11 protein-coding genes and 1 tRNA gene are annotated in these 14,945 nt (G+C 63.4%); 6 read left to right on the plus strand and 6 right to left on the minus strand.

The window, feature by feature from the left end:
• Positions 1 to 36 precede the first annotated feature (36 nt).
• The gene (locus LWF01_RS11490; protein ID WP_349637530.1) at positions 37 to 1,635 is read right to left on the minus strand and encodes a peptide chain release factor 3; all 1,599 of its coding nucleotides are present in this window, start codon (positions 1,633 to 1,635) and stop codon (positions 37 to 39) included.
• Between the two features lie 71 nt (positions 1,636 to 1,706).
• Here LWF01_RS11490 and LWF01_RS11495 point away from each other — a divergent pair, with 71 nt between their 5' ends.
• Positions 1,707 to 2,099, plus strand: a complete 393-nt coding sequence (locus LWF01_RS11495) for a hypothetical protein (protein ID WP_349637531.1) — start codon at positions 1,707 to 1,709, stop codon at positions 2,097 to 2,099.
• On the plus strand, positions 2,096 to 2,545 hold the full coding sequence (locus LWF01_RS11500) for a (deoxy)nucleoside triphosphate pyrophosphohydrolase (RefSeq protein ID WP_349637532.1): 450 nt from the start codon (positions 2,096 to 2,098) through the stop codon (positions 2,543 to 2,545). Before LWF01_RS11495 ends, LWF01_RS11500 begins: the two co-directional genes overlap by 4 nt.
• Positions 2,546 to 2,571: 26 nt before the next feature.
• Here the strand turns inward: LWF01_RS11500 and hrpA are convergent, their stop codons facing one another.
• On the minus strand, positions 2,572 to 6,672 hold the full coding sequence (gene hrpA, locus LWF01_RS11505; RefSeq protein WP_349637533.1) for an ATP-dependent RNA helicase HrpA: 4,101 nt from the start codon (positions 6,670 to 6,672) through the stop codon (positions 2,572 to 2,574).
• 104 nt (positions 6,673 to 6,776) lie between these two features.
• On the opposite strand from hrpA, the gene LWF01_RS11510 reads away from it, so the two are divergent.
• A complete protein-coding gene (locus tag LWF01_RS11510) occupies positions 6,777 to 7,691 on the plus strand; it encodes an AEC family transporter (protein WP_349637534.1) in 915 nt (304 codons plus the stop codon).
• A 70-nt stretch (positions 7,692 to 7,761) separates the two neighbouring features.
• Positions 7,762 to 8,781 carry a TIGR01906 family membrane protein gene (locus LWF01_RS11515; RefSeq protein ID WP_349637535.1) on the plus strand — a complete coding sequence of 340 codons (1,020 nt, stop codon included), beginning with the start codon at positions 7,762 to 7,764 and terminating at the stop codon, positions 8,779 to 8,781.
• Here LWF01_RS11515 and LWF01_RS11520 read toward each other — a convergent pair.
• Positions 8,778 to 9,008: a hypothetical protein gene (locus LWF01_RS11520; RefSeq protein WP_349637536.1), complete on the minus strand. Its 231-nt coding sequence runs from the start codon at positions 9,006 to 9,008 to the stop codon at positions 8,778 to 8,780. The two genes, LWF01_RS11515 and LWF01_RS11520, sit on opposite strands and share 4 nt — an antisense overlap.
• Positions 9,009 to 9,093: 85 nt before the next feature.
• On the opposite strand from LWF01_RS11520, the gene LWF01_RS11525 reads away from it, so the two are divergent.
• Both LWF01_RS11525 and LWF01_RS11530 read left to right on the plus strand, forming a co-directional pair.
• Complete coding sequence (locus LWF01_RS11525; RefSeq protein ID WP_349637537.1) at positions 9,094 to 9,567, plus strand: MarR family winged helix-turn-helix transcriptional regulator; 474 nt, start codon at positions 9,094 to 9,096, stop codon at positions 9,565 to 9,567.
• 72 nt (positions 9,568 to 9,639) lie between these two features.
• Positions 9,640 to 10,752 carry a glycoside hydrolase family 113 protein gene (locus LWF01_RS11530; protein WP_349637538.1) on the plus strand — a complete coding sequence of 371 codons (1,113 nt, stop codon included), beginning with the start codon at positions 9,640 to 9,642 and terminating at the stop codon, positions 10,750 to 10,752.
• 42 nt (positions 10,753 to 10,794) lie between these two features.
• Here the strand turns inward: LWF01_RS11530 and LWF01_RS11535 are convergent, their stop codons facing one another.
• The 3 genes from LWF01_RS11535 to LWF01_RS11545 all read right to left on the minus strand — a co-directional run bounded on the left by LWF01_RS11535 (position 10,795) and on the right by LWF01_RS11545 (position 14,894).
• Positions 10,795 to 12,624: a BCCT family transporter gene (locus tag LWF01_RS11535; protein WP_349637539.1), complete on the minus strand. Its 1,830-nt coding sequence runs from the start codon at positions 12,622 to 12,624 to the stop codon at positions 10,795 to 10,797.
• 610 nt (positions 12,625 to 13,234) lie between these two features.
• Positions 13,235 to 13,308 (minus strand) — tRNA-Leu (locus LWF01_RS11540).
• Positions 13,309 to 13,451: 143 nt separating this feature from the next.
• Positions 13,452 to 14,894, minus strand: a complete 1,443-nt coding sequence (locus tag LWF01_RS11545) for an NAD(P)/FAD-dependent oxidoreductase (protein WP_349637540.1) — start codon at positions 14,892 to 14,894, stop codon at positions 13,452 to 13,454.
• Positions 14,895 to 14,945 lie beyond the last annotated feature (51 nt).

Consider the following 14,945-nt stretch of genomic DNA (forward strand, 5'->3'; position numbering starts at 1 on the left):
GTTGACGACCGTCGCGCGTCAACGGTTGTTGACTTGTTAGGAGACCACGAGCGGCTCGAGCACGATCCCGGGATGCTCCCGCTCGACCCCCTGCAGCCGCCAGCGGTCGCTGAACAGGGCAAGCAGATCACCGTCCGTGCGGGACAACACCTCCACCGAGCGCTCCCGTGCCAGCGTCGGGATCCAGTCAGGCGTTGTCCTGCGGGCGATCGTGAACGCGAGGCGTTCGAGCTTGACCGGGGCATTGAACTCGTTGTTCATTCGATCTTCGGCAACCTCGAACTGCATCGGTCCGACCGCGGCCAGCACCGGTGCCTGGTCGCCTCGAAGATCGGAGCGCAGCACCTGGACAACTCCCTCATGGTCCAGTTGCTCAATCCCCCGGCGAAACTGCTTGTACTTCGATGAATCCTTGGCTCGGATCACCATGAAGTGCTCGGGCGCAAAAGTCGGAATTGGCGGAAAGCTGACCGGTTGGGCCTCGTACAGTGAGTCGCCGACCCGAAGCGCAGCCGCGTTGACCAGTCCGACAACGTCGCCGGGATAGGCGGTGTCGATGATTTCCCGGTCGCGGCCGAAGACCTGCTGGGCGTACTTCGTCGCGAACGGCTTCTTCGATGCCGCCTGGGTGACGATCATGCCGCGCTCGAAAACTCCCGAGCACACCCGCACGAATGCCAAGCGATCCCGGTGTGCGGTATCCATCCCGGCCTGTACCTTGAAGACGAATCCGGAAAATGGCGCGTCCACTGGTCGCGGCTCGCCGTGCGCGTCGACCCGGGCCTCGGCTGACGGCGCAAGGTCCACCAGCACGTCGAGCAGCTGGTGCACGCCGAAGTTCAGCACGGCGGAGCCGAAGAGCACCGGGGTGCTCTTTCCGGCCAGGAAGGTGTCCTGATCATGCTGCTGGCCTTCCAGTTCCAGTAGGCCGGACTCCTCTTCGGCGGTGTGCCAGGCTTCCCCTTCCAGCTCTGCGGCCTGGCTCGCGGTGAACCGCTCCTCGCCTGCGATCGTAGCGCCGCCGTCCGTGCGGGTGAACCGGATGTAGCTTCCGTCGGATCGGTCAAGGACGCCACGGAAATCGCCGGCCTCGCCGACCGGCCACGCGAGTGGGGTCGGGGTCAGTCCGGTGCGGCCCAGCACCTCGTCCATCAACGCAAGAGCGTCCTGACCTGGACGGTCCCACTTGTTGATAACTGTGATGATCGGGATGTTTCGGTGCCGGCAAACCTCGAACAGCTTCATGGTCTGGGTTTCCAGCCCCTTCGCCGCGTCCACAAGCATTACCGCGGCGTCCACCGCGGAGAGCACCCGGTAGGTGTCCTCTGAGAAGTCAGCGTGTCCGGGCGTATCGAGCAGGTTGATCACGGCGTCCCGGTAGGAGAATTGCAGCGCGGCGGAGGAGATCGAGATCCCGCGCTCCTTTTCCATGCTCATCCAGTCCGAGACGGTGCCACGGCGACCGGCCTTGCCGTGCACGGCCCCGGCTTGTCCGATAACCCGGGCGTGCAGCGCCAATGCCTCGGTCAGGGTGGATTTACCCGCGTCGGGGTGGGAGATGACCGCGAAGGTTCGGCGGCGTTTTGCTTCGGCAAGCGTCGTCGATGACGAGACGGTGGCGGGGCTGGAATTCACCCGTCGAGTCTACGCGGGAGTCCGGTCCAGGGAGAAAACGGCAACCGCCAACAGATTAGACTTAGCCGATTATGTCCACGAAGAAACGCCGCCTGCCGATCGCGGCGCACCCCACCCTGGCTCGGCAGAAGCGAACCGCCGACTGGCCGCGGCGCCTGCCGCTGATCATCTCGGCGGTGCTGGCCACTCCGCTGCTGTTCCTGACCGTCCGATTCGCGTTCGAGATGGGGATCTACGCAACGGCCGGACTGATCCAGGACATCACGGCGGGCGAGCAGTGGCTATTGTCCCTGATGGTTATCGGCCCGGTGCTGACGTCGGCGGCGACCGTGCTGTTCTGGGCACTCGCTTACCGCCATCGCCGGGCGTCCCGGAAGGCCACCCCTCGGACCTGGGCTTCGCTCAGCGTCGTCGCGGCGGGCCTCGTGCCGCTGTCCTGGTTCGTGCTGGGTCTGAACGCATGACGGTCACAGACCGAAGGCGCGACGGGGTGCTGGTTGTCGGTGCCGCGATTTTCCGCGATGGCCGGCTGCTTGCCGCCCGGCGCAGCAAAGGCAGGCATCGTGGCGGCTGGGAACTTCCCGGCGGCAAGGTGGAGCCCGGTGAGAGCGCCCTGGCGGCGTTGCACCGCGAACTCGACGAGGAGCTCGGCATTACCGTGGATCTTGGGACGGAGGTAAACCCTTCGCCGCGCGAGGCCGGCATTCCCTTCGGCTGGCCGCTACCCGGGGTCGGTGAGATCCGGATCTGGACCGCGTCTCTCACCTCGGCCCAGCAGCCGCAACCGCTTGAGGATCATGACCAGCTGCGCTGGCTGGATCTGGCGTCGGCTTTCTCGGTCGACTGGCTCGGCGTCGACACCAAAATCGTGAAGACGCTCAGCGACGATCCGGAACTCTGGCTGCCCTAGAAGCAGCTGAGCCAACTGCTTAGGTTCTACTGCGCCTCGGCCAGCGCCTTGGCGATCCTCTTTTCCGAGATCGGGTAGACAGTGCCCAGCTCCTGGGCGAAGAAACTCACCCTCAGCTCCTCAAGCATCCAGCGCACGCCCCGAAGTCGCGCTCCCGGCGGCGTACCTGGCTTCAGTTTCGCCTTCGCCTTCTCGAAGGCATCAGCCTGCAGGCGCACCCGTTCCATCAGCTGACGGTCACGCGCCGCGTTGTCGGTGAGCTTATCCAGCCGTCGTTCGGCCGCGGTCAGATACCGGGGCAGGTGCTGCAATTGCTGCCAACCTGTCTCGGCCACGAAGCCGGGCTGCAGCAGGCCATCGACCTGGGCACGCAGATCGGCAAGACCGGACACAAGGGACAAGCTGTTGATTTTCGAGATCGCGCGGTCAATCCGTGCCGCGGCGGAGAGAACTCGTTCGACGATCCGGACCACGTCGAAGGTCGCGTCCAGATATCTGTCGGCGACGAAAACCCGAAGCGCCTCAAAATCTGACGCCTCGCGAACCGGTAGCGCCTCGGATTCCGGATCGAGGCCGAACTCCACCATCAACCGATCAATCGCGGCGACAGCACAGTCATCCAGCAAGGTCCGAACGCCGGCACTGTCGCGGGCAAAGGTGAGCTTCTCCTGGTTGCTGAGGTGCTTCTGCACATATCCAACCGGGCTGGGCACGCCGAGATGTACCAGGCGCCGAACACCGGCCCAGGTTGCCGCGGCGGCCGAGCTCTTCCGATCCAGCACCCGAAGCGACACGGAAGTGCCGTCGTCCATCAGCGCCGGGTATCCGCGTACCCGCCGGCCGTGGCTGTTACTGTCGAATTCTGCCGGCAGTTCTCCGAAGTCCCAGCTGGTCAGCCCGCTTTTCTCCAGCCCGGTCGCCGCCCGGGATATCGATACCTGCACCGCGGGGGCCAGGCCGGCGCGCAGGGTGCCGAGGTCTTTCGATTCGCGCAGCTTCTTCTTGCGGTCATCGACTACCCGGAAGGTCAGCAACAAGTGATCCGGCACCTTTGACAGGTCGAAATCTTCCGCCTCGAGTTGTATTCCGCTCAGCCGCCCCAGTTCGGCGGCGAGTGCCACCCGGATATCGCCGACGTACGGCTCAAGGGTTTCAAGTACCTTCCCGGCCACATCGGGCGCTGGCACGAAATTCCGACGCAACGGCTTGGGCAGCGAACGGATAAGCGCGGTGACGAGGTCTTCACGCAGACCGGGAATCTGCCAGCTGAAGACCTCCTCCTCGACCTGATTGAGGGTATCGACCGGCAGGTGCACCGTGACGCCGTCGGCATCCGCACCCGGTTCGAACTGGTAGGTAAGCGCCGCGTCCGAACCGTCTGGCATCGGCCAGCTGCTCGGGTAGTCCTGATCGCTGATCTCGTCGGCGTCTCCGGCGAGCAACATGGCGGCGGAGAAGTCCAGCAGGTGCGGATCCTTCGCCCGGGCTTTCTTCCACCACGCGTCGAAGTGTGCGGCGGATACCACCTCGGCGCCGATTTTCGAATCGTAGAACTCGAACAGCTTCTCGTCATCGACCAGGAGATCGCGACGGCGAGCGCGGGACTCGAGATCGGCTACGTCATCGATCAGCCGCCGATTCGCGGCGAAGAACTTATGCGATGTGCTCCAATCGCCCTCGACGAGCGCATGCCGGATGAAAAGTTCCCGGGACAGCACCGGGTCGACCCGGCCGTAGTTCACCTTGCGGGAGGCGACGATCGGGACGCCAAGCAGGGTGACCTTCTCGAAGGCGACGACGGCGCCGCGCTTCTTCTCCCAGTGCGGTTCGCTGTAGTTGCGTTTCAGCAGGTCTCCGCCGAGTTCCTCGATCCACGCCGGATCGATGCGTGCGTTGACCCGGGCCCACAGCCTCGAGGTTTCCACCAACTCGGCCGCCATCAGATGACGTGGCGGCTTCTTGAACAGGCCTGATCCCGGGAATACCGCGAACTTCGCGCCGCGGGTGCCGAGATAGTCGTTCTTCTCCCCGTTCTTCACTCCGATCTGGGTCAGCAGGCCCGAGAGCAGTGCACGGTGGACCTGATCCGCCAGCGCGTCTGTGTCCTGAGGCGCCGAGTCTGCAGCCTCGCTCCCAGCACCCGGCCCCTCGCTACCGGCACCGGCCCACTGCACTTGCGCTGCCTGAATCCCGACGCCTTTGGCCATCTGCCGGAGCTGAGCCACCAGATCCTGCCATTCGCGCAAGCGCATGAAGTTGAGGAACTCGTTGCGGCACATCTTCCGGAACTGGCTGGACGACAGCTCGCGCTGTTTGGCCTGCATGTAGTTCCACAGATTGAGGTAGGCGAGGAAATCCGAATGTTCGTGGCTGAACCGTCGGTGCTTCGTTGAGGCCGCCTCACGGTGTTCGGCCGGGCGCTCCCGAGGGTCCTGGATCGACAAGCCTGCGGCAATGATGAAGACCTCTGCCGCGCAACCGCGCTTGTCCGCCTCGACGACCATCCGGGCGAGCCGGGGATCGATCGGCAGTTGGGCGAGCGAGCGGCCGATCTCGGTGAGTGTCGATCCGCCGTCATCGCCGACGCGCAGCGCGCCGAGCTCGGTGAGCAGTGTGCGTCCGTCGCGGACGCTGCGCACGTCCGGCGGCTGCAGGAACGGGAACCTGGTCAGGTCGGCGTCCGTGCGGGCGAAGCCCAGCGACGCCATCTGCAAAATCACGCTGGCCAGGTTGGTACGCAGGATTTCCGGATCGGTGAATTCGGGCCGGGAGTCGAAGTCGTCCTCGCTGTAGAGCCGAACGCAAATTCCCGGACTTGTCCGTCCACAACGCCCGGACCTCTGATTGGCCGACGCCTGCGAGATGCGTTCAATCGGAAGCCGTTGAACCTTCGTCCGCGCAGAGTACCGGGAGATTCTGGCGGTTCCGGTGTCGATGACGTACTTGATGCCTGGCACCGTCAGCGACGTCTCGGCAACGTTCGTGGCAAGCACGATGCGCTGGGTGCTGTGTTGCTGGAAGACCCTGTGCTGCTCCCCCGCGGAAAGTCTGGCGTACAGCGGGATGACGTCGACCGGCCTGGCCAATGCATTCCGCCGCCTGGCCAGATGCCCGGCGAGCGCATCGGCGGTGTCCCGGATCTCCTGCTCCCCGCTCAGAAAGACCAGGATGTCGCCGGGAGCCTCGGCCAGTAGCTCGTCGACGGCGTCCTGCACCGCCTCTGTCTGATCCCGGGTCCGGGACTCGAATGCGTCACCGGCGTTTCCCGGCCCGTCGTCGTCCTCGCCCTCGGCGGCGTCCGAGCCGTCCTCGATCAGCGGACGGTATCGCACCTCGACTGGATATGTTCGCCCGGAAACCTCGATGATCGGCGCGTCGTTGAAATGCGCCGCGAAGGCCCCCGGATCGATCGTCGCCGAGGTGATGATTACCTTGAGATCGGGACGTTTCGGCAGCAGGTTCTTTAGGTAACCCAGGATGAAATCGATGTTCAGGCTGCGTTCGTGCGCCTCGTCGATGATGATCGTGTCGTAGCCGCTGAGCATCTTGTCCCGCTGAATCTCGGCCAGCAGGATTCCGTCCGTCATCACCTTCACCGACGTCTCGCCGGCAACCTGGGACGTAAATCGCACCTGGTAGCCGATCGCGCCGCCGAGCTCGACTCCGAGTTCAGCTGAAATCCGCTCGGCAACGGTCCGCGCGGCGATCCGCCGGGGCTGCGTGTGACCAATCATTCCGCGGACTCCACGGCCGACCTCAAGACAGATCTTCGGGAGCTGCGTCGTCTTACCTGACCCGGTTTCTCCGGCGATGATGACGACCTGATTGGCGGCGATGGCCGCAGCAATATCGTCCTTCCGCGCGCTGACCGGCAGCTCCGGCGGGTAGCTCACCTCGGGACGGGCGGCGATTCGCCGTTCCAGCCGGACACTGGCTGCATCGACGGCCGCGTCGATCTCGGCGATGATCCTGGCACGCTTCGCCGCGTCCTTGATCTGGCGGGTCTGGTCCAGACGGCGCCTCAACCGTCGCTCATCCAGGTAGCTCAGCGTCGCCAAGCGCCGCCGCAGCGCGCCACGGTCGGTGTCAGGTGAAGGATCGGTGCCAAGCGAAGTTGGTTCAGACATGTCGATGTAAGCCTAGGCGCGGCAGCGAGGTTTGTGCCAACCAATAAGCTCATAGAATATAGGATGTCTGTCATTTCCTACGGCCCATGCCAGGAAGGTGCCGCGTGCTAGGCGTCCTCGAGGGCTTCAGCGTCATCGCACTGATCATCGTCGTCGGTGTCGTGCTCGGCCGAACCGGAGTGCTTGGCGCCTCGGGGCAAAAAGTGCTGTCCCGGATCGTCTTCTACGTGGCGACTCCCGCGCTGTTGTTCGTCACCCTGATGGCCGCGGATGTGCGCAGTGTTTTCTCCGGGGCCCTGGCGATCACGGCCGGAAGTTCGCTCTTCGTCGCGGTACTGTTCTTCTGCGTTGCGCGGTTTGCCTGGAAACGTCCCGCAGGTACGGCCATCATCGGCTCCTGGGCGGCATCGTATGTCAACGCCGGAAATCTGGGCGTGCCGATCGCGGTGTACGTGCTCAAGGATGCCGCGTACGTCGCACCGGTAATGCTCTTCCAGCTCATCGTTCTGGCGCCGATCGGGATGGCAGTTCTGGATGCCGGGCAGCAGGGATCCCGATGGCGGCAGGTGCTTGCGCCACTGCGCAATCCGGTGACCCTGGCCAGTCTGGCCGGCGTCGCCGTGGCGTACTTCCAGATTCCAATCCCCGAGATCGTCTTTTCACCAATCGACCTGATTGCCGGCATCGCGGTGCCGGGTGCACTGCTGGCTTTCGGCATCTCGCTGCGCGAGGGCTGGAAAGCGCCGGCAAAGGGCACCCGCAGGGACCTGAGCCTGATCGTTGTGCTGAAACTGCTGGTCCAACCGCTGGTTGCGTATCTGCTCGCGGCTTTTGTCTTTCGCCTGGAGGGCACCCCGCTGCTGGCGGCCACCTTGACGGCCGCCCTGCCCACCGCGCAAAACGTCTTCATTATGGCAATGCGCTACAGCAAAGGCATTAATCTCGCTCGCGACTCAGCGCTGCTCACCACATTCCTCTCGGTTCCGGTGATCATCATGATCGTCGCCCTGCTCGCGTAGGCACCAGCCGCCTGCAGCCTTTGCTGCGTGTCATCCCCCAGGCCTGTCGCGGCAGTGGAACAATGGGATGGTGACTTCCACCCCAGATCCCGCAGGCGATTCGACGAACGACCTCGTCACCCGACGAATGAATTCCCGTTCGCGCACAGTTTCGGCCGATGACAGGGAATCTGTGCCTGCCACCGGAACCAGCGGGCTGGGCGACTCGGAACGTCCGGCCATCTTGAGCGAGGAGGAGTGGGCTGAGCTGACCGGTGGTGCACCGCAGGCCGATCGGTCCGCCGACTCGCCGTCCGCGTCATCTGGCTCGCAGTCCGGGACAACTGGCTCCGGCGCGGGCCCGGCACCGATCTCCGCTCACCGTGAAGTCGACGTGCCACGGGCGCGTCCCCGGAGCGCGGGCGGAAAGCCGGAGGCTTCCGGCTGGCTGCCCACCCTGGCAAAGATCTGGATCGCGATCAGCACCCCGATTGTGCTGATCGCGCTGGCAATCAGGATGGTGGCCTCCCCGCTGTTCATGCGGTTCGAGTACTTCTGGCGTCCCGGATTTCCGGCCGACGAGTTCGGATTCTCCGCAGACGACCGGCAGCACTACGGCTCATATGTGGTCGACTACCTGCTCAACTTCGATGGCATCCGCTACCTGGCTGACATCAGGCTCGCAGACGGCTCGGCCGCATTCAAGGCCGGGGAGCTATCGCATATGCACGATGTGAAGGCGGTCTTCGCAACGTTCAACCTGGTGGCCATCATCCTGCTGGTCGTCAGTATCGTCTTCGCTGTCTACCTCGCGCGACGCACCGAGCGCGGACTGCGGATGGGCCTGTTCCTCGGCGGTATCGTCACCGTGGTCTTCATCGGCGCGGCCGCCGCCCTCGCGCTGATTGGCTGGGAAAGGTTCTTCACCACGTTCCATCAGCTCTTCTTCGCCGAAGGCACCTGGACATTCCACACCAATGACACACTGATCCGCCTGTACCCCGGAACCTTCTGGACCGACGGCGGAATTCTGATCGGCGGATTCACCCTGCTCGTCGCCCTCTTGCTGATCGGCTTTGCGTGGCCGAGGCGGCGTGCCGCCCGACGCTAGGGTTGCCCAGCGTCTTTCTCGCCCAGCTCTTCGCTGACCAGGTAGCTGCTGCCATCTGGATTCGTGATCCGGCGCAGCCGCAGCCTCTGAAGGTCTTCCCGGCGCTTCTCGTCGCTGCGGACCGTGTCCACACTGCCACCGTCGCCGACCTGCGCCGGGCCAACGACATGCCGGAGCTTGTCCATCACCCGAAGAAACCGACCGGGACCACCGCGACCCTTGCTCACCGAAGCACCATCCATTTTTAAGTAGTACGCTAATCATTAACGCACAACCTAATACTACCGCACATCTGAGCTGATTGGACTTTTGATGACCGCCGCCGATGACCCATTGGCCTTGGAACGTCAGGTCTGCTTTGCGCTGTCCGTCGCCGCGCGTGGTGTTATTGCCGCCTACCGGCCGATTCTGGCGCCACTTGGGCTGACCCATCCGCAGTACCTGGTGATGCTCGCGCTGTGGCAGGATTCGCCTCAGTCGGTTCGGAGCCTCGGGCGGCTCCTCAAACAGGATTCCGCAACCCTGTCCCCCCTGCTCCGTCGGCTGGAAAAGCAGGAACTGATCACCCGGACGCGGGATTCCCGCGATGAGCGGGTCGTCCTGATCGGGTTGACGCCGACCGGCAAAGATCTGCGCCGGCTCGCACAAGCTGTGCCGGGGCAAGTGATGAAACGTTTCGGACTGACCGAACAGGACCTCGAAACGATCCACGCCACGATGACCCAGCTCGTCGATGCCGCCGCAGCCGCCTTGGACGACGACCTCGATTTGCAGCAAACTCACTGACTGCGACAGGCCGGTTCGGCAGCTGGCCGTGGGAGGATTCCGCCATAGCCATGGAAAAGGACCGGGGCCGGGATGAGCGATGTCGTAGACAGGCTGATGATAAACCGCGCTGCCGCGCCCGGAGACGACTTCAATTCCTTTATTGATGCGATTGACCTCGCGTTGAAATCAGAGGCCGCCGGAAAACTGAAACCCGAGCAGTACCCCCGACTGGTCCAGGAACTCTCGTCCCGGCCGAGCTGGAGCTTCCAGAAAAAGACGTTGCGAACCGAGTTCGGCTTCATGCTTCCGGTATCGGCGTCCGACCCCGTCCACACTCTCGAGAACTTCAAAGCCGGCGTGGATCTATTGGTGGACAATCAGCAGCCGTGGGTGCGGTTCGGCATCGTCGGTTTCGAGGTCATGGATGCCGGCGGCGATGGAACGATCATCTGGAGCGAGCCGGCACTCGCCGTCTACGACGAGGCGATTCGCTATGCGCACGGCAGGGGTCTGCGGATCCTGCTGGGCACAGTCGACGGCGAAGAAGGCGAGAACACGCCGCGGGCCACGCATATTAAGATCATGTCGGACTACTGGGCCGGAATCTCGCAACGTTTTGGCGAGATGGTTTCGGTGTGGCAGGTCTACAACGAGGCGGACGTAAGCCATTACCGGACTCACGCCGATGTCTCGGACCTGTCCGCGAAGGATTACCAGGCCTATCTGGACGAGCTTGCCGAGATGTTAGAGGTGGCCAATCGAAGCATCAAGGCAGAGCACCCAGGCATCATGCTGACCACCAATACCTATGGTTATCCGCCGGATCGAAGGAACGAGCTGCGGTGGAACACATTTCTGGACCGGCTGGTGAACCTGCTCGATGTCGTTTCCCTCGACACCTATCCGGCCGACAGTCTTGACGCGATCGTCATCCTCCCAGCCCGGGTAGACCGGATCGCCACTCGTTATCACAAACCAGTCATCATTGCCGAAGTTGGACTGCAGACGACTGGCGCCTGGAACGGGCACAGCCAGCGTCTGTACCTGCCGCCCACGATTGCCTCATTGAAGGCGGCGAATCCGATGGCGATAATCGCCTATGAGTTCAAGGACTATGGCGGAAGTGACAGGTTCGGCATCCTGAGAACCGACAACACCCGAAAGGCCGCGTTCCGGGACGTGATGGCCGTAATGCGGGCATGACAAAGGGGTGCGGACCGATGGCCCACACCCCTTCGTTACTACTTAGTGTTTTTCTTCCGGAACTTCTTCACCGCGGTGGCTGCTCCACTCGCCGCGGCCGTCTGAATCAGGTTCCCAGGAACCATCCGGGCCCGGCGCTTCACGCTCGGACGGGGTCAGCCTGACCCCGGATGACGACCTGGTCACCAGGCCGAAGTCTTCTCCGTGCGCGGTTACACCCGCGACAACGGCCTCTTCGACCAGGTCGGAACCCATCTGTTCGCGCAGCACGATCGGATCCTTGCTCAGCTCCTTATAGAGCGCGACGCACAACAACACCATCACGACAACGAACGGTAGAGACACCACAGTTGTCAGTGCTTGCAGGCCATTGAGGGCGTCTCCGCCACCACCGCCGACGATCAGCATGATCGCGGCGACCGCGCCCATGAGCACACCCCAGAACACCACGGTGGCCCGCCTGGGCTCGATGTTTCCGCGTTCGGACAGCGAGCCCATCACGATCGATGCGGCATCCGCGCCGGAGACGAAGAAGATGGCCACCAGCAGCATCACCAGCACGGTGGTCACGCCCGCGAGCGGGAAGTGATCCAGCATCTGGAAGAGCGCTGTGTTCGAGTCCACGCCGCCTTCGGGCACCAGGTCGCCGAACTTGCGCTGTGTGTCGATGGCCGCGCCGCCGAACACCGCGAACCAGACCAGGCTCACCAGGGTCGGCACCAGCAGCACGCCGGTGACGAACTGACGGATCGTGCGTCCCCGGCTGATCCGGGCAATGAACATGCCGACGAACGGCGTCCAGGAAATCCACCAGGCCCAGTAGAAGACGGTCCAGCTCGAGAGCCAGGCGTCCATCTCACTGCCACCGCTGGCCCCTGTGCGGGATGCCATTTCCATCATCTGGTCGAAGTAGTCGCCCAGCGCGGTCGGCAACAGGTTGAGGATCAGCAGGGTGGGGCCGACGACGAACACGAACACAGCAAGCACAAGCGCCAGGACCATGTTGATGTTGGACAGCCACTGAATGCCCTTCGCCACGCCGGACACGGCAGAGGCGACAAAGGCCATGGTCAGAATGGCGATGATGATCACCAGGATCGGCGTGCCCACTTCGCCCGCCCAGCCGTTGAACTGGATGCCACCGGCGATCTGCAGGGCACCAAGGCCGAGCGATGCAGCGGAGCCAAAGAGCGTCGCGAAGATGGCGAGGATGTCGATCACCCGGCCGATTGCGCCCTCGCTCTTCTTGCCAAGCAACGGGAAGAAGGCGGCCGAAATCAGCTGCGGACGTCCCTTGCGGAAGGTGCCGTAAGCAATCGCGATTCCGACAACCGCGTAGATGGCCCAGGGGTGCAGACCCCAGTGGAACATCGTGGTGGCCATCGCGGTTTGCAGGGCTGCATCGGTCTGCGCCTCTGTTGTTCCGGGCGGAGGCGAAGCGTAATGGCTCAGCGGCTCAGCCACGCCGAAGAACATCAGGCCGATTCCCATGCCAGCGCTGAACATCATGGCAATCCATGACACAGTCTTGAATTCAGGCTTCTCGGTGTCAGCGCCGAGTGGGATCTTGCCGTACTTGCTGGCGGCAAGCCAGATCACGAAAATGACGAAAAGGCTTGCGGCCGCCACGAAGAACCAGCCGCCATTTTTGATTACCCAGGACTGCGCGCCGCCCGACGATGCCGAAAGGCTGCCCGTCGACATGAAGCCCCAGATAACGAAGGCGATCGCTATAACACCGGTGACACCGAAGACCACCCAGTCAAGAGTTCCTTTCGTGGAGGCCGCTGCCTGTTTAATATCGCCTTTCGTTCTGGCGGCAAGCGCCGCCTTGGCAAGCTTTGATTGCGTATTCGGTTTCTTTGAACTCATCCGCGCTCTCATCATCGTATTGACGTTCGTGCCTATATAACCTCGTAAGACCCTAGTCCGATTTTGTAGCTGACACAAAGTGAGGCGTGGTGATTCTCGCCACCGCCGGCGCTGCCTGTGTTGTTTCTCACGGCGCCGGCCGGGTTACCAGAGTCGTCGCTGATTGAATTGGCTGAACGCCACTCCCCTCTCAGTGAGACGTTCGAACTCGTGCGCGGAGTGACAGAATCCGCTTACGGCATAGTACCTCCGGGCGGCGACAATGCATCGGATACCGCGCTGGCTGGCGCGAGGTCTGGCCGGCTGGCGCTGGCTGACGCGGACAAAGAGCGCGAGCTCGCGGCCAGTCCGCGCGCGCATTCAGGCGCGTTCCTGCACAGAGCTCGCGACTTTCGCCTATACGCCCCAGAGAAGAAAAGCGCATCTGCATGTGCCGGAGCCTGCGTCTACTTGATCGGCCGGCGAGCGCAAGGACCTCGCAGTCGCGAATAACAGAGGGTACGGGCAACGGCTGGCCCTCAAAGCGTGGAGTTTCCGTCCTCTTGGGGGAGATTCGGGAGAACATCGGGTTAACCGAGTGGATATCGCTGCAGGTCAGAGCGATTTTAGGTGCCCCAGGTGGGACTCGAACCCACACTTTGCAGATTTTAAGTCTGCTGCCTCTGCCGATTGGGCTACTGGGGCGTAGGCGGAGCGGACCTCCGCCTGAGCGAAATCTGGTGCTCCCGGGCTACCGGGAGCACCAGATGACGCAACACCGTTTCCATCACATCACACTAGTTGCGACGGAGCTATCTCGTCTTCGGCGGAAGACCGCTTAGGCCAGGCTAGCTGGCCCTGGCTGCCGCTTCCTTGACCTTCGCCTCAGCCTTCTTTGGCTCCGACTTCTTCGCCTCGGCCGCTTTCGCTTCGGGCTTCTTCGGCAGCGGCTTCGAGTCGGCTGCCTCGGCGAATGCCTTGCGGGGCTCGGCGAGGTCTACCAACTGGCTGTCATCCCGGCCGAGCAGGATGCCGAGGAACCAGTTGGCGAACACCCGCACCTTGCGCTCGATGGTCGGAACGGCCATGCCGTGGTATCCGCGGTGCATCGCCCAGGCGAGAATTCCGCGTGCCTCGAAGGAGCCGATCTGCGCGACACCCTTGTAGACGCCGAGACCGGCGACCGTACCGATCGACTTGTGCGAGTACTGCACGAAGTCGGATCCGCCACGCAGCGCCTTGGTGATGTTGCCAGCCAGGACCGGGGCCTGGCGAACTGCATGCTGGGCGTTCGGCACACAGAAACCGCCGACTCCCCCGCCACTCAGGTCAGGAACAGCGGCGTTGTCGCCGGCCGCCCACGCACCCTCGACCACGCCGTTGTCGTCCTCGACGCGCAGGTCGGCCCTGGCCCGGATCCGGCCGCGGTCATCGAGGGGTAGATCGGAATCGATCAGCAGCGGGTTGGCCTTCACGCCGGCGTTCCACACGATGGTGTCGGCGTCGAATTCCTCGCCGTTCGACAGCTTGATGTGCTTGTTGGTGCAATCCTGCAGGAAGGTTTCCAGGTAGACGTCCACGCCGCGGGCACGCAGGCTTTCGACCACCCAGCGCGCCTGGGCTTCGCCGACCTCCGGCATCACGCGGGCCATCGCCTCAATCAGCACGAAGCGCAGATCCGCTTCGGTCAACGTGTCGTAACGGGCAACCGCCTGGCGGGCCATGTCTTCCAGCTCGGCAAGGGACTCGATACCCGCGAATCCGCCTCCGACGAAGACGAATGTCAGGGCCTTCCGGCGCTCGGCGTCGTCCTCGATCACGGCGGCATCGTCCAGGCGGCTCAGGATGCGGTCGCGCAGGGCCACGGCCTCTTCGATCCGCTTGAAGCTGATGGCTTCCTCGGCCAGGCCAGGAATTGGCAAGGTGCGCGGGACCGAGCCGGAAGCGAGCACGATGTGGTCGTAGTCGAGCTCAAATGGTTCGCCAAGCTCGGGCTCGATCACTGCGTGACGGTCGGCATGCGAGATCCGGGTGACCTTGCCGGTCACCACCTCACTGCGGCGAAGGTGACGGCGCAACGGAATGACTGCGTGGCGCGGTTCGATCGAGCCGGCGGCGACCTCGGGCAGCAATGGCTGGTAGGTCATGTAAGGGTTGGGGTCGACGACGGTGATCGTCGCCTCGCCCCGGTCAAGCGACTTCTGCAACCTGCGGGCGGTGACGAAGCCGAGGTAGCCTCCTCCGACGACGAGGATGCGCGGGCGTAGTGTGCTGTTTCTAATCAGAGCCATAACTTCATGATATCGCCGCTTGTGAAAATTTTCACGAGGGGGTCGGCAGAT

It is taken from the genome of Saxibacter everestensis (assembly GCF_025787225.1).
GTDB classification, from domain to species: Bacteria; Actinomycetota; Actinomycetes; order Actinomycetales; family Brevibacteriaceae; genus Saxibacter; species Saxibacter everestensis.

Coding starts and splice junctions, on each gene's coding strand:
- LWF01_RS11495 (WP_349637531.1), top strand. CDS start 1,707: ATGTCCACGAAGAAACGCCGCCTGCCGATCGCGGCGCACCCCACCCTG.
- LWF01_RS11500 (WP_349637532.1), top strand. CDS start 2,096: ATGACGGTCACAGACCGAAGGCGCGACGGGGTGCTGGTTGTCGGTGCC.
- hrpA (WP_349637533.1), bottom strand. CDS start 6,672: ATGTCTGAACCAACTTCGCTTGGCACCGATCCTTCACCTGACACCGAC.
- LWF01_RS11525 (WP_349637537.1), top strand. CDS start 9,094: ATGACCGCCGCCGATGACCCATTGGCCTTGGAACGTCAGGTCTGCTTT.
- LWF01_RS11530 (WP_349637538.1), top strand. CDS start 9,640: ATGAGCGATGTCGTAGACAGGCTGATGATAAACCGCGCTGCCGCGCCC.
- LWF01_RS11535 (WP_349637539.1), bottom strand. CDS start 12,624: ATGAGTTCAAAGAAACCGAATACGCAATCAAAGCTTGCCAAGGCGGCG.
- LWF01_RS11545 (WP_349637540.1), bottom strand. CDS start 14,894: ATGGCTCTGATTAGAAACAGCACACTACGCCCGCGCATCCTCGTCGTC.